23 protein-coding genes and 1 other RNA gene are annotated in these 24,876 nt (G+C 70.1%); 19 read left to right on the forward strand and 5 right to left on the reverse strand.

From position 1 onward, the window contains the following. Nucleotides 1-208: 208 nt before the first annotated feature. Nucleotides 209-1,129, forward strand: coding sequence for a hypothetical protein (locus tag OG609_RS25250; protein WP_327274910.1), 921 nt, complete (start codon nucleotides 209-211; stop codon nucleotides 1,127-1,129). Nucleotides 1,130-1,238: 109 nt separating this feature from the next. Here OG609_RS25250 and OG609_RS25255 read toward each other — a convergent pair whose 3' ends face one another. Continuing rightward, on the reverse strand, nucleotides 1,239-1,439 hold the full coding sequence (locus OG609_RS25255; RefSeq protein WP_266361154.1) for a hypothetical protein: 201 nt from the start codon (nucleotides 1,437-1,439) through the stop codon (nucleotides 1,239-1,241). A gap of 269 nt (nucleotides 1,440-1,708) precedes the next feature. On the opposite strand from OG609_RS25255, the gene ftsE reads away from it, so the two are divergent. From ftsE to ssrA, 5 genes are all read left to right on the forward strand, one after another. After that, nucleotides 1,709-2,398, forward strand: coding sequence for a cell division ATP-binding protein FtsE (ftsE, locus tag OG609_RS25260; protein ID WP_024489199.1), 690 nt, complete (start codon nucleotides 1,709-1,711; stop codon nucleotides 2,396-2,398). A gap of 23 nt (nucleotides 2,399-2,421) precedes the next feature. Next, nucleotides 2,422-3,339 carry a permease-like cell division protein FtsX gene (gene ftsX, locus OG609_RS25265; RefSeq protein WP_327274911.1) on the forward strand — a complete coding sequence of 306 codons (918 nt, stop codon included), beginning with the start codon at nucleotides 2,422-2,424 and terminating at the stop codon, nucleotides 3,337-3,339. Nucleotides 3,340-3,406: 67 nt separating this feature from the next. Beyond that, entirely contained in the window at nucleotides 3,407-4,594 is a 1,188-nt protein-coding gene (locus tag OG609_RS25270) for a S41 family peptidase (RefSeq protein WP_327274912.1), read from the forward strand. Nucleotides 4,595-4,612: 18 nt separating this feature from the next. Then, the gene (smpB, locus tag OG609_RS25275; protein WP_327274913.1) at nucleotides 4,613-5,101 is read left to right on the forward strand and encodes an SsrA-binding protein SmpB; all 489 of its coding nucleotides are present in this window, start codon (nucleotides 4,613-4,615) and stop codon (nucleotides 5,099-5,101) included. A gap of 118 nt (nucleotides 5,102-5,219) precedes the next feature. Then, nucleotides 5,220-5,608, forward strand: a transfer-messenger RNA (tmRNA) gene (gene ssrA, locus OG609_RS25280). Between the two features lie 63 nt (nucleotides 5,609-5,671). Here the strand turns inward: ssrA and OG609_RS25285 are convergent. Continuing rightward, complete coding sequence (locus tag OG609_RS25285; RefSeq protein WP_442818001.1) at nucleotides 5,672-6,928, reverse strand: MFS transporter; 1,257 nt, start codon at nucleotides 6,926-6,928, stop codon at nucleotides 5,672-5,674. Nucleotides 6,929-7,012: 84 nt separating this feature from the next. Between OG609_RS25285 and OG609_RS25290 the strand changes: the two genes are divergently transcribed. The 5 genes from OG609_RS25290 to OG609_RS25310 all read left to right on the forward strand — a co-directional run bounded on the left by OG609_RS25290 (nucleotide 7,013) and on the right by OG609_RS25310 (nucleotide 13,616). Further along, entirely contained in the window at nucleotides 7,013-8,014 is a 1,002-nt protein-coding gene (locus tag OG609_RS25290; protein WP_327274914.1) for a LysR family transcriptional regulator, read from the forward strand. Between the two features lie 138 nt (nucleotides 8,015-8,152). Then, nucleotides 8,153-8,836 (forward strand): hypothetical protein, encoded by a 684-nt coding sequence (locus tag OG609_RS25295; protein WP_327274915.1) that lies wholly within the window; start codon nucleotides 8,153-8,155, stop codon nucleotides 8,834-8,836. After that, nucleotides 8,837-11,026 (forward strand): bifunctional polysaccharide deacetylase/glycosyltransferase family 2 protein, encoded by a 2,190-nt coding sequence (locus tag OG609_RS25300; RefSeq protein WP_327274916.1) that lies wholly within the window; start codon nucleotides 8,837-8,839, stop codon nucleotides 11,024-11,026. Then, nucleotides 11,023-12,261, forward strand: coding sequence for an acyltransferase family protein (locus OG609_RS25305; protein WP_327274917.1), 1,239 nt, complete (start codon nucleotides 11,023-11,025; stop codon nucleotides 12,259-12,261). Before OG609_RS25300 ends, OG609_RS25305 begins: the two co-directional genes overlap by 4 nt. Before the next feature lie 212 nt (nucleotides 12,262-12,473). Next, complete coding sequence (locus OG609_RS25310) at nucleotides 12,474-13,616, forward strand: uroporphyrinogen-III synthase (RefSeq protein ID WP_327278181.1); 1,143 nt, start codon at nucleotides 12,474-12,476, stop codon at nucleotides 13,614-13,616. Here OG609_RS25310 and OG609_RS25315 read toward each other — a convergent pair. Next, on the reverse strand, nucleotides 13,565-14,143 hold the full coding sequence (locus OG609_RS25315) for an anthrone oxygenase family protein (RefSeq protein WP_327274918.1): 579 nt from the start codon (nucleotides 14,141-14,143) through the stop codon (nucleotides 13,565-13,567). The two genes, OG609_RS25310 and OG609_RS25315, sit on opposite strands and share 52 nt — an antisense overlap. Nucleotides 14,144-14,303: 160 nt before the next feature. On the opposite strand from OG609_RS25315, the gene OG609_RS25320 reads away from it, so the two are divergent. Further along, nucleotides 14,304-14,678 carry a DUF4259 domain-containing protein gene (locus tag OG609_RS25320; protein ID WP_327274919.1) on the forward strand — a complete coding sequence of 125 codons (375 nt, stop codon included), beginning with the start codon at nucleotides 14,304-14,306 and terminating at the stop codon, nucleotides 14,676-14,678. Between the two features lie 23 nt (nucleotides 14,679-14,701). Further along, nucleotides 14,702-15,265: a GNAT family N-acetyltransferase gene (locus tag OG609_RS25325; RefSeq protein WP_327274920.1), complete on the forward strand. Its 564-nt coding sequence runs from the start codon at nucleotides 14,702-14,704 to the stop codon at nucleotides 15,263-15,265. Nucleotides 15,266-15,362: 97 nt separating this feature from the next. On the opposite strand, the gene OG609_RS25330 is transcribed toward OG609_RS25325, so the two are convergent. Then, nucleotides 15,363-15,917, reverse strand: coding sequence for a GNAT family N-acetyltransferase (locus OG609_RS25330; protein WP_327274921.1), 555 nt, complete (start codon nucleotides 15,915-15,917; stop codon nucleotides 15,363-15,365). A 118-nt stretch (nucleotides 15,918-16,035) separates the two neighbouring features. Between OG609_RS25330 and OG609_RS25335 the strand changes: the two genes are divergently transcribed. From OG609_RS25335 to OG609_RS25360, 6 genes are all read left to right on the forward strand, one after another. Beyond that, the gene (locus OG609_RS25335) at nucleotides 16,036-16,653 is read left to right on the forward strand and encodes a CGNR zinc finger domain-containing protein (RefSeq protein WP_327274922.1); all 618 of its coding nucleotides are present in this window, start codon (nucleotides 16,036-16,038) and stop codon (nucleotides 16,651-16,653) included. A gap of 88 nt (nucleotides 16,654-16,741) precedes the next feature. Continuing rightward, nucleotides 16,742-17,329 (forward strand): sigma-70 family RNA polymerase sigma factor, encoded by a 588-nt coding sequence (locus OG609_RS25340; RefSeq protein ID WP_327274923.1) that lies wholly within the window; start codon nucleotides 16,742-16,744, stop codon nucleotides 17,327-17,329. Beyond that, the gene (locus OG609_RS25345; RefSeq protein WP_327274924.1) at nucleotides 17,326-18,207 is read left to right on the forward strand and encodes an anti-sigma factor family protein; all 882 of its coding nucleotides are present in this window, start codon (nucleotides 17,326-17,328) and stop codon (nucleotides 18,205-18,207) included. Before OG609_RS25340 ends, OG609_RS25345 begins: the two co-directional genes overlap by 4 nt. 103 nt (nucleotides 18,208-18,310) lie before the next feature. Continuing rightward, complete coding sequence (locus OG609_RS25350) at nucleotides 18,311-20,689, forward strand: HelD family protein (protein ID WP_327274925.1); 2,379 nt, start codon at nucleotides 18,311-18,313, stop codon at nucleotides 20,687-20,689. A gap of 460 nt (nucleotides 20,690-21,149) precedes the next feature. Further along, nucleotides 21,150-22,586 carry an NAD-dependent malic enzyme gene (locus OG609_RS25355; RefSeq protein ID WP_327274926.1) on the forward strand — a complete coding sequence of 479 codons (1,437 nt, stop codon included), beginning with the start codon at nucleotides 21,150-21,152 and terminating at the stop codon, nucleotides 22,584-22,586. 387 nt (nucleotides 22,587-22,973) lie between these two features. Next, entirely contained in the window at nucleotides 22,974-23,255 is a 282-nt protein-coding gene (locus tag OG609_RS25360) for an HU family DNA-binding protein (RefSeq protein WP_003968811.1), read from the forward strand. A gap of 195 nt (nucleotides 23,256-23,450) precedes the next feature. On the opposite strand, the gene murA is transcribed toward OG609_RS25360, so the two are convergent. Beyond that, nucleotides 23,451-24,791, reverse strand: a complete 1,341-nt coding sequence (gene murA / locus OG609_RS25365; protein WP_327274927.1) for a UDP-N-acetylglucosamine 1-carboxyvinyltransferase — start codon at nucleotides 24,789-24,791, stop codon at nucleotides 23,451-23,453. Between the last annotated feature and the right edge of the window lie 85 nt (nucleotides 24,792-24,876).

Genomic DNA, 24,876 nt, shown 5'->3' on the forward strand with positions numbered 1-24,876 from the left:
GCGGTGCACATTGCACGGAACGGCCTTGACGCAGGCCTTAACTGTGGACAGGGTGCTAGGGCAGCATGCGTATGTCTGGGACGGGTGTGAACGGGGGCGGGCGGCGTGACCACGGTTCCATGTGGCGCTGTTCGGAGCAAACCCCGCAGAGCCGGGGCCCGCATATGGCTGCTCCACTGACGAGAACAGCTACTGGGGGTAGCAGCAGATGACCAAGAAGACGCGAGTGCGCGTCGCGCGCATAGCCGCAGGTGCGGTGATCGCGGCGGGTGCCTCGCTCACCGCTGCCGGTGTGGCGTCGGCCGCCGGTATCGGAATCGGGATCGGCGTGGACGCCGGTGACGCCTCCGTCAGCGCCCAGGTCGGCAACGCCGGCGAGGCCGGCGGTGGTAGCGGCGGGGAGCCCGGTGGCGTCGACACGGGCGGTACCACAGAAGGTGGTGCGGGCAGCGAGGGTGGTGCCGGCAGCGAGGGTGGTGCGGGCAGCGAGGGTGGCGCCGGTAACCAGGGTGGTGCGGGCAGCGAGGGTGGCGCGGGCAACCAGGGTGGCGCGGGCAGCGAGGGTGGTGCCGGTAACCAGGGTGGTGCGGGCAGCGAGGGTGGTGCGGGCAACCAGGGTGGTGCGGGTAACCAGGGTGGTGCCGGTAACCAGGGTGGTGCGGGCAGCGAGGGTGGCGCGGGTAACCAGGGTGGCGCGGGTAACCAGGGTGGTGCCGGTAACCAGGGTGGCGCGGGCAACCAGGGTGGCGCGGGCAACCAGGGTGGCGCGGGCAACCAGGGTGGTGCCGGTAACCAGGGTGGCGCGGGCAACCAGGGTGGTGCCTCGCACGGCGGCGCGACCGGTGGCGACACCGGCTCCACCACCGGTAACGCCTCCGCAGGCTCCGCGACCGGTGGCGGCGGCGCCGACACGTGCACCGTCGACCTCGACGGCGCGAAGTGCGCGGACAACACCACCCCCGACTCGGCCGGCAACCAGCCGGTCGAGCAGGGCAAGGGCAAGGACGAGCTCGCCGAGACCGGTGCCGCCGAGACCACGTTCCTGCTGGTCGGCGCCGCGACGATGATTGCCGGAGGCATCGGCTTCCGGATCCTGCCGCGCCTCGTGAACGGCCGTACGGTCGCCTAAGGGCCGCCTGCGGTAACAGCTACGCACAGAGGGGCCCGGGACGCCAGTCGGCATCCCGGGCCCCTCTGCGTACACGTACACGCTCTTGCAGGCGGACGGACGGCCTCGACTACACGGTCTGGTGCGCCAGCAGCGCCAGCGCGCCCAGCAGCACCACCAGCAGGGCCACCAGCGTCACAGGGCTCAGCCCCGCGAACATTCCCTGCTCCTGTTCCTGCTGCAGCCGTGCGCGGCTGGCCCGGCACACAGGGCAACGGCCCTCGTTCACAGGCGCCGCGCAGTTTGCGCACACCAGTCGGTCATAGGTCATGCGCTTTCCTCCTCCCGCGCGGCGGAGCCGCATACGTCCTCACTCCGCACAACGCTCATGGAAACGCAACTGTTCCCCCCACCACTGTGCCAGCTCGCGCGGATTTCGGCGCGGCCCGCCGGACATCACCCGTTCCATAGCGCTTCGGCCCCGGCGCCGACCAGTCCCGTTCCGTCATAAATCGCCCATCCCCGGACGCGCGCCTGCACGCGTCAGCCCGGTTCGCGTATGGTCACGCACACCTACTCCCGGCCGACCGTGGTGCATCCGTGATCCGATTCGACAACGTCTCCAAGACCTACCCGAAGCAGAGCCGTCCCGCTCTACGGGATGTGTCTCTCGATATCGAGAAGGGCGAGTTCGTCTTCCTGGTGGGCTCCTCCGGCTCCGGCAAGTCCACCTTCATGCGACTCATCCTCCGCGAAGAGCGCGCCAGCCAGGGCATGGTTCACGTCCTGGGCAAGGACCTGGCGCGCATGTCCAACTGGAAGGTGCCGCACATGCGCCGCCAGTTGGGCACGGTGTTCCAGGACTTCCGCCTCCTCCCCAACAAGACCGTCGCGGAGAACGTTGCGTTCGCGCAGGAGGTCATCGGCAAGCCGCGCGGTGAGATCCGCAAGGCGGTGCCCCAGGTCCTCGACCTGGTCGGCCTCGGCGGCAAGGAGGACCGGATGCCCGGTGAGCTCTCCGGTGGTGAGCAGCAGCGCGTGGCGATCGCGCGGGCGTTCGTGAACCGTCCGATGCTGCTGATCGCGGACGAGCCGACCGGCAACCTCGACCCGCAGACCTCCGTCGGCATCATGAAGCTGCTGGACCGGATCAACCGGACCGGCACCACTGTGATCATGGCGACTCACGACCAGAACATCGTCGACCAGATGCGCAAGCGCGTCATCGAGCTGGAGCAGGGCCGTCTCGTACGCGACCAGGCCCGCGGCGTCTACGGCTACCAGCACTGAGCATCGAGCACTGAAAGGACGCCATGCGCGCCCAGTTCGTCCTGTCGGAGATCGGCGTCGGCCTCCGTCGCAACCTCACGATGACCTTCGCCGTCGTCGTCTCCGTCGCCCTCTCGCTCGCCCTGTTCGGCGGCGCGCTGCTCATGCGCGAGCAGGTCAGCACGATGAAGGACTACTGGTACGACAAGGTCAACGTCTCGATCTTCCTGTGCAGCAAGAGTGATGTGACCTCGACGCCCAAGTGCGCCAAGGGCGCCGTCACCGCCGAGCAGAAGAAGGAGATCGAGGGCGACCTCAAGAAGATGGACGCCGTCCAGACGGTCACGTACGAGTCGGCCGACCAGGCGTACAAGCACTACCAGCAGCAGTTCGGCGACTCTCCCATGGCGAGCAACATCACGCCGGACCAGATGCAGGAGTCGTTCCGGGTCAAGCTCCACGACCCGAAGAAGTACAAGGTCGTCGCCACCGCCTTCGCCGGCCGTGACGGGGTGCAGTCCGTCCAGGACCAGAGATCCATCCTGGACAACCTCTTCCAGCTGATGAACGGCATGAATGTGGCCGCCCTCTTCGTGATGGCGCTGATGCTGGTCATTGCGCTGATGCTGATCGTGAACACCGTCCGGGTGTCCGCGTTCAGCCGACGGCGCGAAACCGGCATCATGCGGCTCGTCGGCGCATCCGGCTTCTACATCCAGATGCCGTTCATCATGGAGGCCGCGTTCGCCGGTCTCATCGGTGGTGTGCTCGCCTGCGTGATGCTGCTGGCCGGCCGGTACTTCCTGATCGACGGCGGTCTGGCACTGCAGAGCAAGCTGAATCTGATCGACTTCATCGGCTGGGACGCGGTCTTCACCAAGCTGCCCCTGGTCCTGGCAATCGGTCTGCTGATGCCCGCCGTTGCCGCTCTCTTCGCGCTCCGCAAGTACCTGAAGGTGTGACAAGCGCCCCTGTGGCGCACGGCCAACCGGCCGTGCGCCACAGGGGCGTTGTCCTAGACTCGACGCCATGTCGGGCCCCACACAATGTTTCGGGCCCCGCGGTGTGCGCCGCGGGGCGGCCCTGACATTGGTCTTCGCGACCGTGCTGGCCACCGCGGCGGCCACCGGCTCGCTGCCGCACGACGGCGCGAAGTCCTCGGGCATAGCGGCGCGTTCCGTCGCCTCCACCGTCGACGGCGACGAGGTGGCCGACGCCGCCGCCCGCGCCGTCGCCGACGGCAAGTCCGGTAAGGAGGCGGCCGAGGAGGCCGTCAGCCGCAGCGGCGACCGCTGGGGCGCGGTGTACGACGAGCGGCAGTACGAGGAGTTCGAGCAGGCCCTCGACGGCTCGTACACCGGTGTCGGGATCGCCGCGAAGCGCTCCGCGGACGGGCTGGTCGAGGTGGCCCGGGTCCAGCCCGGCGGCCCCGCCGACCGGGTCGGCATCGAGCCGGGCGATCTGCTCCGTACGATCGACGGTCACCGGATCGACAAGCGCCCCGTTGCCGAGGCCGTGGCCCTGCTGCGCGGAGACCGTACGGAGGCGGGCGCGGGCACCACCGTCGTGCTGGCGGTCCAGCGGGGCGCCGCCCTTCGGACCGAGACGCTGCGCCGGGCCAGGCTCAGCACCGAGGCCGTCACCGTCCGGCGCATCGGACCGGACCGTTCCGATCCCTCGTCGGCTGTACTGATCGAGGTCGACTCGTTCACCAGGGGCTCGGGTGCCAGGATCCACGACGCGGTCCGGGACGCACCGGCGGGCGCCGGGGTGCTCCTCGATCTGCGCGGCAACTCCGGCGGCCTGGTCACCGAGGCCGTGACCGCCGCCTCCGCCTTCCTGGACGGCGGCCTGGTCGCCACGTACGACGTGCACGGCGAGCAGCGCGCCCTCTACGCGCAGCCGGGCGGTGACACCGTCCGCCCCCTCGTCGTCCTCGTCGACGGCGGCACGATGAGCGCCGCCGAGCTCCTCACCGGCGCGCTCCAGGACCGGGGCCGCGCCGTCACCGTCGGATCGCGCACCTTCGGCAAGGGTTCGGTCCAGATGCCCAGCAAGCTCCCGGGCGGCTCGGTGGCCGAGCTGACCGTCGGCCACTACCGCACCCCGGCGGGCCGCGGCGTCGACGGCCGCGGCATCACCCCGGACCTCGCGGTCAGCTCCGGGGCCGAGCGGCGGGCCGAGACGGTATTGAGTGGCCTCGGGGGTGGGTCGTAGTGCGAAAATGGCCTCACTATGGCTAAGGAAAAGGACACAGGGCGCAAGCTCATCGCGCAGAACAAGAAGGCGCGGCACGACTACCACATCGTCGACACCTACGAGTGCGGTCTCGTACTCATGGGTACCGAGGTCAAGTCGCTGCGGCTGGGCCGGGCCTCCCTGGTGGACGGCTTCGTCCAGATCGACGGGGGCGAGGCCTGGCTGCACAACATCCACGTCCCTGAGTACGTGCAGGGGACCTGGACGAACCACTCTGCCAAGCGGAAGCGCAAGCTGCTGCTGCACCGGGCGGAGATCGACAAGCTGGAGTCGAAGTCGGGCGAGACGGGTCACACGATCGTGCCGCTCGCGCTGTACTTCAAGGACAGCCGGGTCAAGGTCGAGATCGCGCTCGCCAAGGGCAAGAAGGAGTACGACAAGCGGCAGACCCTGCGCGAGAAGCAGGATCTGAGGGAGACCAACCGCGCGATCTCGGCAGCGCGCCGGCGCCAGCGCAGCGCGTAGCCGGCGCGTACGGGCCGGGCCGGCGGCGGCCCGCAGGAATAGGCTGGCATCGTGGTGCGTTGGTCACGTACGATGGGACTGCACTCCACAGCGGGTGCGCGTTTTGAAAACACAACATGGGGATGATCGGTTTCGACAGCGGATGTCGAAGCAGGGGAAGCGAGCCGAGGAAGCGGCAATGATCTCGTAAACCATATGTCGCAACCAATAATCGCCAATTCCAAGAGCGATTCCCAGTCCTTCGCCCTCGCTGCCTAATAAGCAGTGAGTGAGGGACCCTTAATGGGTGTCAGCCCGGGGGTGTTCCCGACCCGGACCCTGGCATAATCTAGGGGACTAAACCACTGATCCCGGTCACGGGGTTCGGTGGGAAATCAAACAGTGACTGAGCCCGTCGGAGACTTGTTCGCGAGATCTCCGGGGCCGAGAAAATCGCAGCGAACTGCGCTCGGAGAAGCCCTGATTCTGCACCGTTGGACGCGGGTTCGATTCCCGCCATCTCCACAATTCCCATGTGAACGAGGACCTCGTTGCCCACCGGCAACGGGGTCCTTGTTTTTGTGCCGGCCATCAGTTCCGGGGGGCCCGGACCCCGGCCGCCGCGACGGTCAGCGCCAGTCCTGCCGCGCACACCGGTACGACATAGCCCGTCACCTGCCCCGTGTGCTCGACCATCCAGCCGCCGGTCGCCGAACCCACGGCTGTCCCACCGAGCAGCGCGGTCACGGCCAGGGTCATGCCCTCGTTCAACTGGCTCCCGGGGGTGAGGCGTTGCACCAGCGTCATGCCGGTGACCATGGTCGGAGCCGTCGCCGCACCGGCCAGCAGCAGCGCGCCCGCGAGGGCGAGCAGCGAATCCGTCGAGGAGACGGCCAGCAGCGGCAGGGACATCAGCGCCGTCATTCCCGTCAGGCAGCCCAGCAGTCGGCGCCGGATGTCCGCGACCGGGCGCAGCGATCCGTACAGCAGTCCCGTCACACATGATCCGGCAGCCTGGAGGGCCAGGATCGCGCCCCCGGCATGGGCGATCGTGACGACCTCCATCGCGCCGAAGACCGCGCCGGTGGCGAGGAAGGCGGCGAGCAGGGCCGGCATGCCCGGGGCGCGGAGCGGGGAGCCCGCGTGGGTGCGGGGTGCCACCGGCGGTTCGGTGGCGCGCTGGGCGGCGAAGATCAGCACGCCGGTCATCAGCAGGATCGCCCCGACGAGTGTTCCGGCCTCCGGGAAGAGCGCCGCGCACAGCAGGGCGGCGAGGGCCGGGCCGAGCATGAAGCAGAGTTCGTCGGCGGCCTGCTCGAAGGAGTTCGCGGTGTGCAGGGTGGCCGGATCGCCCCGGTGCAGATGGGCCCAGCGGGCCCGGGACATCCCGCCGGTGTTGGGGGTGGTGGCGGTCGCGGCGTAGGAGGCGAAGAGCGTCCAGGCCGGGGCCCCGTAGTGCACGCAGAGCAGCAGTGCCAGCGATCCGAGCGCGGCGATCGCGGTGGCGGGCACGGCGACCCTGGCCTGTCCGTACCTGTCGACGAGCCGGGCCGTCCAGGGCGCGACCACCGCCGTCGCGGCGAGGCCGGTCGCGGTCACGGCGCCGGCCAGGGCGTACGAGCCGCGCGAACCGGCGATCATGATCACCGCACTGACGCTGAACATGCCCATGGGAAGCCGGGCGAGGAGATTGCCCGCGGTGAAGGCGCGCGCACCCGGGGTGGCGAGCAGCCGGCGGTACGGGTTGGTGGGCGCCGGCCCGGCGGCGGCGGTGCGCGGGGTCATGACCAGCAGGTCCCCGGAGACGGCGAGCATGGGGTCGGTGTGCGGGGCTCTCTCGTACGGCATGGATCAACCCTCACGGCACACGGGCCATGGGGTCCAACACCTTCTCCGTACCGATTAACGCATCGGTGTTGTAAATTCCTGGGTGTGGCCTCCTCCGCTGCTGATACGGGCACCCAGACGCATACCCCTACCGACCCTCGGCTGCTCCGCGCCTTCGTCGCCGTCGCCGAGGAGCTGCACTTCACCCGTGCCGCCGCCCGGCTCTACATCGCCCAGCAGGCACTGAGCCGGGACATCCGCCGGCTGGAGCGCGAGCTGGGTGCGGAACTGTTCGTACGCACCACCCGGCAGGTCGCCCTCACCGCCGACGGTGAACGGCTCCTCCCGTACGCCCGGCGGGTACTGGAGGCGCACGCCGATCTTGCCGCAGCCTTCGCCGACCCCGCGGCCCGGCCGCTCTTCGTCGACCTCAACACCGACGGCATGACGGCCGCCCGCGTACTGGCCCGCGCACGGGAGCTGGCTCCGGCGTACGAGCTGATGGCGCGCTTCGAGAGCGGACTCACCTGGGCCGCCGGCGAGATCCTCGCCGGGCGGCTCGACGTCTCCTTCGGCCGCGCCGCCGGACTCGACCCCGCGGTGCGGGCGCGGCTCGGCGTACAGCCGGTGCGGTACGAGCCGATGGCCGTTCTGCTCCCTGACGATCACCCCCTCGCCGCGCACGAGGTCGTCGCACTGGACGACCTGGCCGGCGAGACCGTCTACGCGGGCGCCGGGAATCCGCGCACCGAGGAGTGGACGGACCTCGCCCGGCTGCTCTTCGCCGAATGGGGCATCGAGCTGGCGCCACCCGCCCCACTCGCGATCGGTGTGGCCGAATTTCAACGGGTCATGGCGAAGTCGCGGCACCCGGTTCTGTGCGTCGTCGACTTCTCTCCGGTGCCGGGCACCGTGGTGCGTCCGCTGGCCCGGCCCGTACCGCTCTCGCCGCTCCTGATGGTCTGGCGCAAGGGGCTGCGCCACCCCGGCCTGGAGGCATTGCGCAAAGCCACAGCTCAACTGGGCTCCGAGGAGGGCTGGATGGTGCGGCCGGATGGAAGCTGGCTGCCCGAGATCGATGCATCTCTCATGTTGAAATCCACCTGATTGGGGGAAAGAAGTGCCGTTTTCGTGCGCTACATTCATCGCCCGGGTGCAATGTGGTGGGGGCGCGGACAGGGTGGGGGCCCGGTCCGGAAGCACATAATCGGACAGTCGTGCGCACCCGATCCTTGAGTGGGGGAAGTGCGTACACCTGTGGAAACCTGGCGTGAAGGTGCCCGTTCGGGGCACACACACGAGCCGAACGAAGTCACGGTCCAGCTCGACGGCCTGGGTCGGCAGCTCTCCGAGCTGACCGCGCAGCCGAGCGAACCGGAAGGCTCGGACGGCCCCGTGTTCGTCGACGAGAGCGGCCGGCGCAGCAAGACGTTCAGGCGTCTGGGCTGGATCCTCGCCGCGGTCTGTGCCTGTTATGCGGTGACGCTGGCCGTCGCCCTGCTCGGCGGCAGTTCGAGCGCGCCCTGGCTGCCGCTCTCCGGTGCGGAAGGGCACAAGAACGCGGACGTGGTCCAGGCGCCGCCCGCACCGACGGGCAGCGCCGGCGAGGAGCTCCCGCCCGACAGCGCGCCCGCCCGCGCCACCACCGGCCCGACGCCCGGCAGCGCCGCGAAGCCCTCGGGCAGCGCAGCCGCCGGAGCCTCGGCCGACCCCGGCAAGCACACCCCGGCGTCCTCACCCGTCGTATCGCCCAAGGCGCACGACGGCACCGGCGGCGGCAAGAAGCCCGATCCGGCGACCTCGGCCCCCGTACCGCCCGTCGACACCGCGACGCCGTCCGCCGGCACCTCGACTCCGCCCGTGGACAGCACGACGCCGCCGGCCCAGTCCCCGGAACCTCCTGTGCAAGAGCGAGAAGGCGCCAAGTAAATGACCTCCCCTGCCCCGCGGGGCAGGCGCAACGTCAGGAAGCAGAGCGGGCGGCGCAGATTTCCCATGCGTTATCTGCTGCCGTCACTGCTCCTCGTTGCCCTGCTCGCCATGTTGATGCTGCGCGGCTATGTGCACAGCGAAATCCTCGCCGACCACCGGGTCCGGCCCCCGGCGGCCACCGGCCGGGTGCCCGAGAGGATCCTCGACGGCGGCCCGGTCATCGATGCCCGGAGCACCACCGGGCCCGCCAGGTCGCTGAGCATCCCCGGCCACCGCATCGTCCTGACCTTCGACGACGGACCCGACCCGGTGTGGACCCCGAAAGTGCTCGACGAGCTGAAGAAGCACCACGCGCACGGCGTCTTCTTCGTCACCGGAACCATGGCCTCGCGCTACCCGGAGCTCGTGCGGCGCATGGTCGACGAGGGGCACGAGGTCGGGCTGCACACCTTCGACCACCCCGACCTCTCCTACCAGTCCCACTCCCGCATCGACTGGGAACTCTCCCAGAACCAGCTGGCGTTGGCGGGCGCGGCCGGTATCCGTACGTCCCTGTTCCGCCCGCCGTACTCCTCGTTCGCCGACGCCATGGACAACAAGTCCTGGCCCGTCACCCGGTACGTCGGCAGCCGCGGCTATCTCACCGTCGTCAACAACACCGACAGCGAGGACTGGAAGCGCCCGGGCGTCCCCGCGATCACCGAGCGCGCCACTCCCAAGGGCGGCAGGGGCGCCGTCATCCTGATGCACGACTCCGGCGGCAACAGGTCCCAGACCGTCGCCGCCCTCGGCGAGTTCCTGCCGCGAATGCAGCAGCGGGGCTACGAGTTCACCAACCTCACCACCGCCCTCGGTGCCCCCAGCGCGCACACCCCGGTCACCGGATTCGCGCTCTGGAAGGGCAAGGCGTTCGTCTACGCCGTGGGCCTCTCGGAGAACACCACCGGCGTCCTGGTGGCCGGGCTCGCGGTGATCGGCGTCCTCGTCCTCGTCCGCTTCGGACTGATGCTGCTGCTGTCCTTCCTGCACGCCCGCAAGGTCCGCCGAAGAGACTTCAGCTGGGGGCCGGAGCCGACCCGCCCGGTCTCGGTGCTCGTGCCCGCGTACAACGAACGCGAATGCATCGCCAACACCGTGCGTTCCCTGGTGGCGAGCGACCACCCCGTCGAGATCATCGTCATCGACGACGGCTCCACGGACGGAACCGCCGGCATCGTCGAGGCGATGCGGCTGCCGCAGGTGTGCGTCATCCGCCAGCGCAACGCCGGGAAGCCCGCCGCCCTCAACAACGGCATCGCGCACTCCCGTCACGACATCGTCGTGATGATGGACGGCGACACCGTCTTCGAACCCGCCACCGTCCGCGAACTCGTCCAGCCCTTCGCCGACCCGCGCGTCGGCGCCGTCGCCGGGAACGCCAAGGTCGGCAATCGCGACTCGCTGATCGGCGCCTGGCAGCACATCGAGTACGTGATGGGCTTCAACCTGGACCGCAGGATGTACGACATCCTGCGCTGCATGCCCACCATCCCCGGTGCGGTCGGCGCCTTCCGCCGGGAAGCACTGGACCGGATCGGCGGCATGAGCGAGGACACCCTCGCCGAGGACACCGACGTCACCATGGCCCTGCACCGCGACGGCTGGCAGGTCGTCTACGCGGAGAACGCCCGCGCCTGGACCGAGGCCCCGGAGACCGTGCAGCAGCTGTGGTCACAGCGCTACCGGTGGTCGTACGGCACCATGCAGGCGATCTGGAAGCACCGCCGCGCCGTCGTCGAACGCGGCCCGTCCGGCCGCTTCGGACGCGTCGGACTGCCCTTCGTAGCCCTGTTCATGGTCGTCGCTCCGCTGCTCGCCCCGCTCATCGACGTCTTCCTGCTGTACGGACTCGTCTTCGGCCCCACCCGGAAGACCGTCCTCGCCTGGCTCGGCGTCCTCGCGGTGCAGGGCATCTGTGCCGCGTACGCCTTCCGGCTCGACCGGGAACGCATGACGCATCTGATCTCGCTGCCCCTCCAGCAGATCCTCTACCGGCAGCTCATGTACGTGGTGCTGCTCCAGTCCTGGATCACGGCGCTCACCGGCGGGCGACTGCGCTGGCAGAAGCTGCGCCGTACCGGCGTCGTGGAAGCGCCCGGCGTCACGCCGGGCCGGCGGCGGAGCAATGACCGGAGGCCCGTCGCATGAGCCACCCGAGACACCTCCCCACGCATCCGACCGGCGAGCGGCAGACAGTGCCGTTGCCGGTGCAGGGTCGGTCCGCGCCGCCGCCCGCGGAGGCCGCGACGCCGCCCGCCGGCGCGTTGCCGGGCGGCCGGGACCGCTATCTCGACCTGCTGCGCTCCGTCGCTCTCGTGCGCGTCGTCGTCTTCCATGTCTTCGGCTGGGCCTGGCTGACCGTCCTGTTCCCCTCCATGGGCGTCATGTTCGCGCTGGCCGGTTCGCTGATGGCGCGCTCGCTGGCCCGCCCGGCACGAGACGTCATCCGAGGCCGGCTCCGCCGGCTGCTGCCCCCGATGTGGGCGTTCGCCGCGGCTGTCGTCCCGGTGATGTTTTTGCTCGGCTGGAAACCCGTGAAGGAGGAGGGCATCTGGTGGTTCATCAAGCTGGGCTGCTACCTCCTTCCGGTCGGCGCCCCTCCGTATCCCTGGGAGAACGGCTCGCCGAGCGGCCTCCTGGAGGCGTCCTGGGCCGAGCAGGCCGTGGGACCGCTCTGGTACATCCGCGCCTACCTGTGGTTCGTGCTCGCGTCGCCGCTCCTGCTGAAGGCCTTCCGCCGAATGCCCTGGCCGACGCTGCTCGCCCCGATCGTCCTCACCGCCGTGATCGGTACCGGACCGGTCACCGTTCCCGGCGAGACCGGTGAAGGGCTCATCGACTTCGCGGTGTTCGGGTCCTGCTGGATCCTCGGCTTCGCCCACCACGACGGCCTCCTGAAGAAGGTCCCGCGCTATCTGACGGTCTCGCTCGCCGCGTTCGTCATGGCGTTCGGACTGTGGTGGGCCTCGGGGCACCTCACCGAGGAGGGCTGGAACCTCGACGAGATCCCGCTCGCCCAGGCGGCCTGGTCGTTCGGCTTCTGCGTGATCCTGCTCCAGTACGCACCGTCCTGGCGACAACTGCCCGGCAGACTGACCCGGTGGGACGGGCTGATCACCCTCACCAACAACCGTGCCGTGACGATCTACCTCTGGCACAACCTGCTGATCACGGCCACCGAGCCGCTGATCGACCAGCTGTGGAACATCCCGTACTTCGGCGACCACTTCGGTACGTACATCGGCGCCTCGTACACGGCGCTGATGCTGCTCCTCGTCTGGCCGCTGATGGCGCTGGTGATCCCGGCGGTCGGCTGGGTCGAGGACGTAGCGGCGAAGCGCGCACCGAGGCTCTGGCCGAACGGTTCGCGGAAATCCCGGTGACCAGGGGACGGTATACCTTCGCCGGACCGGATCCCGCCCTGCCCGTGCCCGGGAAGTCGCAGCTCAGCCGTATCGAGGCGTGATCACGACCACTCGATGTCATCTGACGTAACGGGCGGGAAATATGGGTGAACCAGGCCTGTCACGCATCGTTGGCAGGCTCGCCCCTCGGCATCATCGGGCAGCAGCGGGACGAGAGCCGGGTAGACCACATGCACGAGGACGAACAGCACGGCCCCCTCGCGGGCTTCACCGTCGGGGTCACCGCCGCGCGGCGCGCGGAGGAGTTCGGCGCGCTGCTTGAGCGACGGGGCGCCGCCGTCCTGCACGCGCCCGCCCTGCGGATCGTGCCGCTCGCCGACGACAGCGAACTCCTCGCCGCCACCCGGCGAATCGTCGACTCCGCCCCAGAAGTGGTCGTCGCGACCACCGCGGTCGGCTTCCGGGGCTGGATCGAGGCCGCCGACGGCTGGGGCCTCGGCGACCGGCTGCTGGAAACCCTGCGCGGCACCGAACTGCTGGCCCGCGGCCCCAAGGTCAAGGGCGCCATCCGGGCCGCCGGGCTGACCGAGGCGTGGTCACCCGCCTCCGAGTCCATGGCCGAGGTACTGGACCGGCTCCTGGACGAGGGCGTGGAGGGCCGCCGGATCGCCCTCCAGCTGCACGGTGAACCCCTCCCCGGCTTCATCGAGCCGCTCCGCGCCGCGGGCGCCGAGGTCGTCGCCGTACCCGTCTACCGCTGGGTGGACCCCGAGGACATCGCCCCGCTCGACCGGCTGCTCGACATCACCCTGGCCCGGGGCCTGGACGCCCTCACCTTCACCAGCGCCCCGGCCGCCGCCTCGCTGCTCGGCCGGGCCGAGAAGCGGGGGCTGATCCCGGAGCTCCTGAGCGCCCTGCGGGACGACGTCCTCGTGGCCTGCGTCGGACCGGTCACCGCCCTGCCGCTGCAGGCCCGCGGCATCGACACCGTCCAGCCGGAGCGCTTCCGGCTCGCCCCGCTCGTTCAACTGCTGTGCGACGAACTCCCCTCCAGGGCGCGTATGTTGCCGATCGCCGGGCACCGGGTGGAGATCCGCGGTCACGCCGCGATCGTCGACGGCGAACTGCGCCCGGTGCCGCCCGCCGGAATGGCCCTGCTGCACACCCTGGCCCGTAGGCCGGGCTGGGTGGTGGCCCGCGCCGACCTGCTGCGCGCGCTACCCGGCAGCGGAACGGACGAACACGCGGTGGAGACGGCCATGGCGAGGCTGCGCACGTCACTGGGTGCCCCCCGCCTCATCCAGACGGTCGTCAAGCGCGGCTACCGGCTGGCGCTGGACCCGGCGGCGGACAGCGAGTACGGCGATTCCTGAGGAGGCCGCGGATGCTGCCGCGCCGTCAGGAACGCGGCACGCAGGAGAAGGGCGAGTGCGGCCGTGCACAGGACGGCCCGGACGGCGTTCCAGGCCACCCACGCGTCCTCGAACCTCTCGCGCACGGCTCCGGGATCGGCGATCCGCGCCGGATCCCCGGCGTGTGCAAGGGCGTTGTTCAGCGGGACGTTGACGCCCGAGGTGAGCAGGAAAGCGACGGTGTACGTGGCGAGGGCGGCGAGGATCCACCGTCGCGGCCCCGGGGACCGGCGCTGCTGCCAGGCGGCGACCGCTGTGAGGACCAGCGCGCCGAAGAATCCGGCGAAGAAGACCGGATTTTCGATGACGTCGTTGATGTTCTGCATGACCTCGATGAAGGTCCGGTCGTCGCTGCGCCCGAGGGCCGGCATGACGGCACAGGAGAACACATAGAACGTGCCCGCGACCAGGCCGGTGGCGATGGCCGCGCCGCCGAGCACGAGGTGGTCCAGGGTGCGGGAGGGGGGTGTGGGCCGGGTGGTTGTCATGTCTCCCAGTAGAGCGGCGGGGGCGGCCGCGTTCCATGGCCCGGACGCGCAGCTCCCTACGCGAGCGTCCAGAAGGAGCGCGGCACTCGGTCCGCCCGCTGTTGTCAGTGCGGCTTGCTAGAACAGTCGCAGGCACAGAACGGTGAGCGGAGGGGGACCTGTGGGTACCTGGGGCAGTGGGAATTTCGACAGCGACACGGCGGCGGATCACCTGTCGGGCATCACCGGGCGACTCCTCTCGGAGATCGAGGAGGCGATGGCAGGTGACCCGGTGGGCCTGGAGCCCGACGAATACTGGGGCGTCGCAGTGCCGTGCAACATCGAGCTGCTGTGCCTGATCGCCGAGCAGCACCACGTCGGTGCGGCGGTGCCCGGTGCGGCGGTGGTCGAGGGCTGGAAGAAGACCTTCATGCATGTGTGGGAGCGGACCATCGACGGTCTTGAACCCGCGCCGGAGTACAAGGAGAAGAGACGGGCGGAGCTGATCCGCACCTTCGACCGGCTGGCAGGGCCGGCCTCGGCGGAGGCGGCGTGAGGAGGCCGGGATAGCGTGAAGGGATGATCAATGACATCCACCGGCTCGACGCGGAGGTGCGACTCCGTCCCGTCACCCCGGCCGACGCCCCTTCCCTCGCCGTGGCGCTGACCCGCAGCCGCGCGTACATGCAGCCCTGGGAGCCGGTACGGCCCGACGCCTTCTACACCGAGCAGGGGCAGCGGGAACGCCTGGCCGGAATGCTCGCGGACCGCGACGCGGGGCGGGTGATGCCGTGGGTGCTCGCCGATGAACAGGACCGCGTGGTGGGCTGGTTCACCCTCAACGGCATTGTGCTCGGGCCGTTCCGCAGCGGGGTTCTCGGTTACTGGGTCGACGTCGAGTACGCGGGTCGCGGGCTGGCCACGGCCGCCGTCGAGCGGATCTGCGAGTTGGCCAGGGACGAGCTGCGCCTGCACCGGGTCGAGGCAGGGACGGTGCTGGACAACGTGGCGTCGCAGCGGGTGCTCGCCAAGTGCGGCTTCGAGCAGTACGGGATGGCTCCGCGCTATCTGCACATCAACGGTGAGTGGCGCGACCACCGGCTGTTCCAGCGGATCCTGCACGATGGGCCGTTGATGGGGTGACCGTTGGCTGTGGGAGTGTCCTCGAACGCCGGACGGGCCTGCTTCCACCGTGCAGGCGTGAAAGTTGAGCCTGCCCGGCGATTGAGGGCAAGGGCGGCTACCGGACGCCCCCGGTGCGCCCCCGCGCATGCCGGTGTCCGTCCAGCGTCCACGGCGGCCGTGCCGGAAGAACCTCCGCGAAGCCGTATCCGCTCTTCTCGGCAACCCGGCAGGACGCCTCGTTGTTCACCTGATGCAGCAGGTCCAGCCGCACGAGCCCGTCCCCGGCGAACGCTTCGAACGCCCAGTCGGTGAGCGCCCCGAGCGCCCGCGGCGCGATTCCGCGGCCGCGCGCCCGCGCCGCCGTCCAGTAGCCGACCTCCGCGCAGCCGGAGCCCGGTGCGGGGCACTTGAGCGCCACATTGCCGACCAGTTCGTCGGCGCGATCGCGATCGACCACCGCGAAACTGAAGCGGCTGCCGGATTCCCGGCCCTCCTGCTGCACCCGCAGCCAGTGCTGAGCCTCCGCCTCGTCCGTGACCAGCATGCGCAGCGTGGCGCGCATCGCAGGATCGCGGTACGCCTCGATCACGGCCGGCATGTCGTCGGGCAGCCACGGCCGGAGCAGGAGCGGGCCGACCGCAAGGGTGGCGGTGCGGAGATCGTCGTCCATCAGGACACCGTATGGGGCCGCGTGCACCGACCCGCATGGCAGCAGGGGTTCCGGGTCTGCCGCCCGAGGGGCACTCTGGGGGAGACCTCCACCGGAGACCCGAGGCGGTGACATGCGCATGGCGGCGGGCAAAGGCTCGTACGACTGGCGGTTCGACTCCGGCCGCCCCTGCCTGGATCTGGTGGCCACAGGAATCGGCACCTCCGGCGCATGCGAACTGCTCGACGGCGCCGAGCGGCTCGCCGACTGGCTGGTGGCCGCCGGACTCGTACCGAGCGGCACCCACCTCGGCGCGGTGGACGACACCTGGGTGGAGCGCTTCCGGCAGTTGAGGACCGGCGTCGACCGCCTGCTGACCGCCGAACTCGGCGGCCGCAGAGCGGAGAGCGCTCTGGAACGGGTCAACGCGCTCGCCGCGACCGCACCACCGGGACTGCGGGCCGTACGCGGAGGAAGCGGCACGCTGGTACGGACACTGAGCGCCGATCCCGAATGCGGGGCACTGCTGGCCGCCGTGGCCCGTGACGCCGTGGAACTCCTGACCGACCCCGTGGCGCGAGCCGGCCTGCGCCGCTGCGAGGCCGGCAACTGCCGCCGCCTCTACCTGGACACCTCGCGCGGCCGCCGGCGCCGCTGGTGCTCCGGCGAGGTGTGCGGGAACCGGGAGCGGGTGGCCCGGCACCGGCGCCGGGCGGCGGCCGTGGCGATCACGGACACGGACGCGGGAGCACCGTAAAGAATCTTGAAAGCGGATTGAATGGATCGCGGCCCCCCTCCGTGTTCATGGTCAAGGAGCTCGACAGGGTCTCGACCGGGAGGTTCGGGTGCGCAAGGATGCGGCCGTGGCCGATGACCGTCCGCACAGGGCTCGGCATCGCCGTGAGCCGCCTCCGTTCTCCTCCGATGTCCCCGACGAGGAGTTGGTGCGGGCGCTCTACCGCGAACACGCCGGACCTCTGCTCGGGTATGTGCTCCGCCTCGTCGCCGGCGACCGGCAGCGCGCCGAGGACGTGGTGCAGGAAACGCTCATCCGTGCCTGGAAGAACGCCGGCCGGCTCAACCGGGCCACCGGCTCCGTCCGCCCCTGGCTGGTGACGGTCGCCCGGCGCATCGTCATCGATGGCCACCGCAGTCGGCAGGCCCGGCCGCACGAGGTCGATCCGTCGCCGCTGGAGGTCATTCCCGCGGAGGACGAGATAGACAAGGCGTTGTGGCTGATGACGCTCTCGGACGCGCTCGACGATTTGTCCCCTGCCCACCGGGAAGCATTGGTCGAGACCTATTTCAAGGGCCGTACGGTCAATGAGGCGGCTGATGTGCTGGGCATCCCCAGCGGGACGGTGCGGTCCCGGGTCTTCTACGCACTGCGTTCGATGAAGCTTGCTCTCGAAGAGAGGGGGATCACGCCATGAGCGACCACGAGTGGGAGCCTTTCGGGCTTCGGCCGACCGGTCCCTCCGGCCCCCGAAACCCCGGCAGCCCCAGTGGCCCCCGCAGCCCCGGTGGCCACACAGCCCCGCGCGGAGCCGCCGAAGGGCCCGGGCACGACGCCGCCGGTGCGTATCTCCTCGGCATTCTGGACGATGCCGAGGCATCCGCCTTCGAGGCGCATCTGGCCGACTGCGACCTGTGCGCCGCCCATCTCGACGAGTTCGCCGGCCTGGAACCCGTGCTCGCGTTGCTCTCCGAGTCCCCGGCCTCCGTACCGGGCGCCCGCCCCGTCCCACACGTCCCGCAGCCGCCCGCTCCCCGCATGCTCGACCGGCTGGTCGACGAGGTCGCGGTCAAACGGGCCGGACGCAGGCGCCGCTCCATGTATCTGGTCGCGGCGGCAGCCGCGCTGATCATCGGCGGTCCGGCGGTCGCGGTCCTGGCGACCGGCAACGACGGTACCCCGGCGCAGGCGGCCGACCCGCACCCCACCAGCCCCGCCGAGGACTCCTACTTCCACCACATGACGGAGAAGGTGCGGGCCACCGACCCCACCACCAAGGTCGACGCCACCATCGGCATGGAGAAGAAGGCATGGGGCACCCACACCGTGCTGGAGCTCAAGAACGTCACGGGTCCGGAGAAGTGCAGCCTGATCGCCGTGTCGAAGACCGGTGAGGAGGAGGTCGTCACCTCCTGGTCCGTACCGAAGTGGGGATACGGCATCAAGGACTCCCCGCACCGGGCTTCGAAGTACCCGCTCTATGTCCACGGCGGCGCGGCGATGGACCGCGGCGACATCGACCATTTCGAGGTGCGTACGTTCGACGGCAAGCGGCTGGTGGAGGTCGACGCCTGATCGAGACCCCGCCGTGCCATTTCGATACGCGCGGCAGGTGCGCGGCGGCCCCCGCTTCGCATAGGGTTGACGGCTGCCCAATGCACGTCAGAAGGGGGCCTCGGTGGCCGCGCAGGATGCCGCTGTCGATTCGATGCGGGACCGGGAAATCGGTGTCGAGCAGGAACATCTCGACCGTGTTTATCACCGCCTCGAAGAGAAGATCCACGAGGCGGAATTTCTCATGAGTGACGCCGTCAAGCGCGGCCAGGTCGGTACCCCTGGGGCGCTCGCCGAGCGCGACGCCCAGGTGTTCCGGGCCGGAATCCACCTCAACCGGCTGAACAGCGAGTTCGAGGACTTCCTCTTCGGGAGGATCGATCTGCTGCTCGGCAAGGACGGCGAACGTGGCCCGGACGGCGCGTACACCTCCGTCGAACCGGCCGACGACGCCGTACGCGACGACAACTCCGCCGATATCGCGGAGACGCTGCACATCGGGCGGATCGGGGTCCTCGACTCCGACTACGCGCCGCTGGTCATCGACTGGCGCGCACCGGCCGCCGCACCGTTCTACCGGTCGACGCCGAAGGAACCGGGCAGGGTGGTACGCCGCCGGGTCGTCCGCTCCAAGGGCCGCAAGGTCCTCGGGGTCGAGGACGACCTGATGCGCCCCGAGCTGACCGCGTACCTGGGCGGCGACAAGCTTCCCGTCATCGGCGACGGCGCCCTGATGGCGGCGCTCGGCCAGGCCCGCAGCCACACCATGCGGGACATCGTCTCCTCCATCCAGGCCGAACAGGACCTGGTGATCCGGGCCCCCGCCGCCTCCGTCACCGAGGTGTCCGGCGGCCCCGGCACCGGCAAGACCGCCGTCGCCCTGCACCGTGCCGCGTACCTCCTCTACCAGGACCGGCGGCGTTACGCGGGCGGCATCCTCGTCGTCTCGCCGACCCCGCTCCTCGTCGCGTACACCGAAGGCGTGCTGCCCTCGCTGGGCGAGGAGGGACAGGTCGCGATCCGCGCGGTCGGTTCGCTCTCCGACGAGGCGGCCGGCGTCGAGGGCGCCACCACGTACGACGAACCCGCCGTCGCCCGGATCAAGGGCTCCTCCCGGATGCTCCAGGTGCTGCGCAAGGCGGCACGCGGCGCACTGGAACAGCCCGGCACCCCCCGCAGGACGGAGGACCGGGACGGCCAGCTGTCCTTCGACGACGGAGCCGACGAGGCCCCGGCCACCCCGACCCGGCTGCGGGTCGTCGCGTTCGGCGCCCGTGTCGAACTGAACGCCGACGACCTGCACCGCATCCGGCAGTCCGTCCTCGGCGGCACCGCCCCGGTCAACCTGCTGCGCCCGCGCGCCCGCAGACTGCTCCTGGACGCCCTGTGGAACAAGTCCTCGGGCCGGGGCCGCTACACCGACCCCGAGCTGGCCGCCGAACTGCGCTCCTCCTTCGACGAGGACGTCTCCACCGAGACGCCCTTCCTCGACTTCCTGAACGCCTGGTGGCCCGAGCTCACCCCACGCGGGGTGCTCGCCGCGATGGCCGACGAGAAGCGGCTCGGCCGCTGGGCGCGCCGGGTCCTCAACCAGGGCGAGGTGCGCCGCTTCGCCCGCTCCCTGAAGAGGCTCGACAGCGAAGGGAACGGGCCGCTCTCCGTACACGACGTGGCGATCCTCGACGAGCTGCAGACGCTGCTCGGTACCCCGCACCGGCCGAAGAAGAAGCGCGAATTCGACCCGCTGGACCAGCTCTCCGGTCTGGAGGAGCTGATGCCGCAGCGCGAGGAGACCCAGCGCGAGCGGGCCGAGCGGCTGGCCGCGGAGCGTACGGAGTACGCGCATGTCATCGTGGACGAGGCGCAGGACCTGACGCCCATGCAGTGGCGCATGGTCGGCCGCCGCGGCCGGCACGCCACCTGGACGATCGTCGGAGACCCGGCGCAGTCCTCCTGGTCCGATCCGGACGAGGCGGCCCGGTCGCGCGACGAGGCACTCGGCAACCGGCCGCGCCGCCGCTTCACCCTCACGGTCAACTACCGCAACCCGGCGGAGATCGCCGAGCTGGCCTCGAAGGTCCTGGCGCTCGCGATGCCCGGAATGGAGTCACCGGCCGCGGTCCGTTCCACGGGTGTGAAGCCGCGCTTCGAGACCGTACGGGGCGGCGATCTGGCCGCATCGGTGCGCGAGGAGGCGCGGCGGCTGCTGGCCGAGGTGGACGGCACGGTGGGTGTGGTCGTCGCGATGCACCGCCGGGCGCAGGCGCGCAACTGGCTCGCCGAGCTCGGCGAGCGGGTGGTGGCGTTGGGCAGCCTGGAGGCGAAGGGCCTGGAGTACGACGCCACGGTGGTCGTCTCGCCCGCGGAGATCGCGGACGAGTCCCCGGCCGGTCTGCGGGTGCTGTACGTGGCGCTGACGCGTGCGACGCAGCAGCTCACGGTGGTCTCGGGGGAGCGGGACCTGCCCGACGAGGACGGCGTCCCGGACTTGCTGAGGGACTGAGGCAAGGAGCGGGGCACCGCCGTCGGGGCAGATTTTCGAACCGACCTGTCCTGCGGGAATCACTTCTGCGGGGTCTTTGTTAGCCTGGTGTCGGCACCGGCTCGATCCAAGCCCCCGGGCCCAACCTTCGTCGCTTCGAGCGACCACTTGCCGCGAGGCGAGCATGGCGGGTCGGTGCCGTTGAACAAGAAGACAGACCCGCGTCACCTTCGGGTGGCGCGGGTCTGTTGTTGTTTGCGGACCTGACGGCTTCTTGACGGGGCTCGGCGGTTTCCGGCCCTGGCAGGGAGCGGTTGGGGGTTCCGCTGAAGCGGTTGTCTCTCGTATGGTGGAAAGTACTTTCCGAAACGCGGCAGTCATTACCGGCTACCAGCCAGTAGGTGCGACGATCGGGAAGCGTGTCCGAGGCGAGCGCCCCGGCCGCGCGGCAATGAAGCTAAGGAAAGCGAAGGACTCGGCCATGGCAACGGCGCCCAGCGTCTCGTACTCGATGACGGTCAGGCTGGAGGTGCCCGCGAGCGGCACAGCGGTCTCCCAGCTGACCACGGCCGTGGAGTCCTCCGGCGGTTCGGTCACCGGCCTCGATGTGACCGCCTCCGGCCACGAGAAGCTGCGGATCGACGTCACCATCGCCGCCACTTCCACCTCGCACGCCGACGAGATCGTCGAAAACCTGCGCGGCATCGAGGGCGTCGTGCTCGGCAAGGTCTCCGACCGTACGTTCCTGATGCACCTCGGCGGCAAGATCGAGATGGCGTCCAAGCACCCCATCCGCAACCGTGACGACCTCTCGATGATCTACACCCCGGGTGTGGCCCGGGTCTGCATGGCGATCGCCGAGAACCCCGAGGACGCCCGCCGCCTCACCATCAAGCGCAACTCCGTCGCAGTTGTGACGGACGGCTCCGCCGTGCTCGGCCTCGGCAACATCGGCCCGATGGCCGCCCTCCCGGTGATGGAGGGCAAGGCGGCCCTCTTCAAGCGGTTCGCCGGTATCGACGCCTGGCCGATCTGCCTGGACACCCAGGACACCGACGCCATCGTCGAGATCGTCAAGGCGATCGCCCCCGGCTTCGCGGGCATCAACCTGGAGGACATCTCCGCACCCCGCTGCTTCGAGATCGAGGCACGGCTGCGCGAGGCCCTGGACATCCCCGTCTTCCACGACGACCAGCACGGCACCGCGATCGTGGTCCTGGCCGCGCTGACCAACGCGCTGCGCGTGGTGGGCAAGGGAATCGGGGACGTACGGGTCGTCATGTCCGGCGCCGGAGCGGCCGGTACGGCCATCCTCAAGCTCCTCATTGCCGCGGGCGTCAAGCACGCCGTCGTCGCCGACATCCACGGCGTGGTGCACGCGGGCCGCGAGGACCTGGTCTCCGCCGACGCCGACTCGCCACTGCGCTGGATCGCCGACAACACCAACCCCGAATCCATCACCGGCACCCTCAAGCAGGCCGTCGTGGGCGCCGACGTCTTCATCGGCGTCTCCGCTCCGAACGTGCTGGACGGCGCCGATGTCGCCGCCATGGCCGACGATGCGATCGTGTTCGCGCTCGCGAACCCGGACCCCGAGGTCGACCCGGCAATCGCCCGCCAGACGGCGGCAGTTGTCGCCACCGGCCGCTCCGACTTCCCGAACCAGATCAACAACGTGCTGGTCTTCCCGGGTGTCTTCCGCGGTCTGCTGGACGCCCAGTCCCGCACCGTCAACACGGAGATGATGCTCGCCGCGGCGCGCGCCCTCGCCGATGTCGTCGCCGAGGACGAGGTGAACGCGAACTACATCATCCCGTCGGTCTTCAACGACAGGGTGGCGGGAGCGGTCGCCGGTGCCGTCCGGGACGCCGCGAAGGCGGGGAGCGGCGCTGTGGCGGGCTCGGGCGACCTCGGCTGAACCATCCCCCACAGAACCCGCCACGGCCCCTGTCGGTGCCGCCCACGGCCGCGGTGCCCCCCACGTTGGCCCGGCGTACGGCGCGTCGCGGGTCGCGGCGCCACAAACGCCCCTTTAGGGTGGGCGGGCGGCGCGTCCCGCAGAGCCCCGCATCCGCTGCGGACCGCTTTCGGGGAGTCGACGGAACGTCACCACGACGAGGCAGTGGTGCTTTTCGTGTGACTCCGGAGGGTGCCGGATTGGCTTTCCCGCCGCAGGTGGGGGCAGGATGCGTAATCGGGCGCGAGGGTCTGACGACAGACCCGGGTCCGGGGACTGTCCTAGGGCCCTGGCAGCATCGGCTTCGATCTCACGCCTCACAGGCAAGAAGAACACGGGAGTAACAACATGAACCGCAGTGAGCTGGTGGCCGCCCTGGCCGACCGCGCCGAGGTGACTCGCAAGGACGCCGACGCCGTGCTGGCCGCGCTCGCCGAGACCGTCGGTGAGATCGTCGCCAAGGGCGACGAGAAGGTCACCATCCCCGGCTTCCTGACCTTCGAGCGCACCCACCGTGCCGCTCGCACCGCTCGTAACCCGCAGACCGGCGACCCGATCAACATCCCGGCCGGCTACAGCGTGAAGGTCTCCGCGGGCTCCAAGCTCAAGGAAGCCGCCAAGGGCAAGTAAGCCCCACAGGCGCGACGAAGGGCGGTCACCCGACCAGGGTGACCGCCCTTCGGTGTACCGGCCCGAGAGGGCCCGTTTCCGGGCTTCTGCCGCCATTACGGACCAGGGGTGCGGACCCGGCCCCTCCCGCAAACGGAGAACGGGGGCCCGGGGCAGCGCCCCGAACCCCCGTCAGCAGCCCTCGGGAGCCGCGCCTCAGATCAGCGCCCCGCCCGGCAGCTCCACCTTCGCGCCGAGCTTCTCCAGCTTCTCCATGAAGTTCTCGTAGCCGCGGTTGATCAGGTCGATGCCGTGCACCCGCGACGTGCCCTGCGCCGCCAGCGCGGCGATCAGGTACGAGAAACCGCCGCGCAGGTCCGGAATGACCAGATCCGCGCCCTGCAGCTTCGTCGGCCCGGACACGACCGCGGAGTGCAGGAAGTTGCGCTGACCGAAGCGGCAGTCGGAGCCGCCCAGGCACTCGCGGTAGAGCTGGATGTGTGCGCCCATCTGGTTGAGCGCGGAAGTGAAGCCGAGCCGGGACTCGTACACCGTCTCGTGGACGATGGACAGGCCCGAGGCCTGCGTCAGGGCCACGACCAGCGGCTGCTGCCAGTCGGTCTGGAAGCCGGGGTGCACGTCCGTCTCCAGGGCGATGGCGTTCAACGCGCCGCCCGGGTGCCAGAAGCGGATGCCCTCGTCGTCGATCTCGAACGCCCCGCCGACCCGGCGGAAGGTGTTCAGGAACGTCATCATCGAGCGCTGCTGTGCGCCCCGCACGTAGATGTTGCCCTCGGTGGCCAGCGCCGCGGACGCCCAGGAGGCCGCCTCCAGACGGTCCGGGATCGCCCGGTGCGTATAACCGTCCAGCCGGTCGACACCGGTGATCCGGATCGTCCGGTCGGTGTCCATCGAGATGATCGCGCCCATCTTCTGCAGTACGCAGATGAGGTCCTCGATCTCCGGCTCCACGGCCGCGTTGGACAGCTCGGTGACGCCTTCGGCGAGCACGGCCGTCAGCAGCACCTGCTCGGTGGAGCCCACCGACGGGTACGGCAGCCGGATCTTCGTGCCGCGCAGCCGCTGCGGGGCCTCCAGATACTGGCCGTCCGCCCGCTTCTCGATGGTCGCGCCGAACTGCCGCAGCACGTCGAAGTGGAAATCGATCGGCCGGCCGCCGATGTCACAGCCGCCGAGCCCCGGGATGAACGCATGGCCCAGCCGGTGCAGCAGCGGGCCGCAGAAGAGGATCGGGATGCGCGACGAGCCCGCGTGGGCATCGATGTCGGCGACGTTGGCGCTCTCGACATGGGTCGGGTCCAGGATCAGCTCGCCCGGTTCGTCACCCGGCCGGACCGTCACACCGTGCAACTGCAGCAGCCCCCGCACCACCCGCACGTCGCGGATGTCGGGCACATTGCGCAGCCGACTGGGTCCGCTGCCGAGCAGCGCGGCGACCATTGCCTTCGGCACCAGGTTCTTGGCGCCTCTGACGCGGATCTCGCCCTCCAGCGGGGTTCCGCCGTGGACAAGCAGGACATCGTCTGTGCCGGTCATGAATCTCGCGTTCCGGAGTGGTCGGGCAGGGGGCCAAACGAAAGGGTAATGGCCCACAGCCCCCCTTCCGTAAGAGAGCGGGGGG

This window comes from Streptomyces sp. NBC_01224, from assembly GCF_036002945.1.
In the GTDB taxonomy this organism is placed as follows: Bacteria; Actinomycetota; Actinomycetes; order Streptomycetales; family Streptomycetaceae; genus Streptomyces.

What these genes read in the sequence shown, in the direction of transcription:
- OG609_RS25355 (WP_327274926.1), top strand. Translation starts at nt 21,150, where the DNA reads ATGGCAACGGCGCCCAGCGTCTCGTACTCGATGACGGTCAGGCTGGAG.
- OG609_RS25310 (WP_327278181.1), top strand. Translation starts at nt 12,474, where the DNA reads ATGCACGAGGACGAACAGCACGGCCCCCTCGCGGGCTTCACCGTCGGG.
- OG609_RS25255 (WP_266361154.1), bottom strand. Translation starts at nt 1,439, where the DNA reads ATGACCTATGACCGACTGGTGTGCGCAAACTGCGCGGCGCCTGTGAAC.
- OG609_RS25360 (WP_003968811.1), top strand. Translation starts at nt 22,974, where the DNA reads ATGAACCGCAGTGAGCTGGTGGCCGCCCTGGCCGACCGCGCCGAGGTG.
- smpB (WP_327274913.1), top strand. Translation starts at nt 4,613, where the DNA reads ATGGCTAAGGAAAAGGACACAGGGCGCAAGCTCATCGCGCAGAACAAG.
- OG609_RS25345 (WP_327274924.1), top strand. Translation starts at nt 17,326, where the DNA reads ATGAGCGACCACGAGTGGGAGCCTTTCGGGCTTCGGCCGACCGGTCCC.
- OG609_RS25325 (WP_327274920.1), top strand. Translation starts at nt 14,702, where the DNA reads ATGATCAATGACATCCACCGGCTCGACGCGGAGGTGCGACTCCGTCCC.
- OG609_RS25250 (WP_327274910.1), top strand. Translation starts at nt 209, where the DNA reads ATGACCAAGAAGACGCGAGTGCGCGTCGCGCGCATAGCCGCAGGTGCG.
- OG609_RS25330 (WP_327274921.1), bottom strand. Translation starts at nt 15,917, where the DNA reads ATGGACGACGATCTCCGCACCGCCACCCTTGCGGTCGGCCCGCTCCTG.
- ftsX (WP_327274911.1), top strand. Translation starts at nt 2,422, where the DNA reads ATGCGCGCCCAGTTCGTCCTGTCGGAGATCGGCGTCGGCCTCCGTCGC.
- OG609_RS25285 (WP_442818001.1), bottom strand. Translation starts at nt 6,928, where the DNA reads ATGCCGTACGAGAGAGCCCCGCACACCGACCCCATGCTCGCCGTCTCC.
- OG609_RS25335 (WP_327274922.1), top strand. Translation starts at nt 16,036, where the DNA reads ATGGCGGCGGGCAAAGGCTCGTACGACTGGCGGTTCGACTCCGGCCGC.
- OG609_RS25315 (WP_327274918.1), bottom strand. Translation starts at nt 14,143, where the DNA reads ATGACAACCACCCGGCCCACACCCCCCTCCCGCACCCTGGACCACCTC.
- OG609_RS25270 (WP_327274912.1), top strand. Translation starts at nt 3,407, where the DNA reads ATGTCGGGCCCCACACAATGTTTCGGGCCCCGCGGTGTGCGCCGCGGG.
- murA (WP_327274927.1), bottom strand. Translation starts at nt 24,791, where the DNA reads ATGACCGGCACAGACGATGTCCTGCTTGTCCACGGCGGAACCCCGCTG.
- OG609_RS25305 (WP_327274917.1), top strand. Translation starts at nt 11,023, where the DNA reads ATGAGCCACCCGAGACACCTCCCCACGCATCCGACCGGCGAGCGGCAG.
- OG609_RS25300 (WP_327274916.1), top strand. Translation starts at nt 8,837, where the DNA reads ATGACCTCCCCTGCCCCGCGGGGCAGGCGCAACGTCAGGAAGCAGAGC.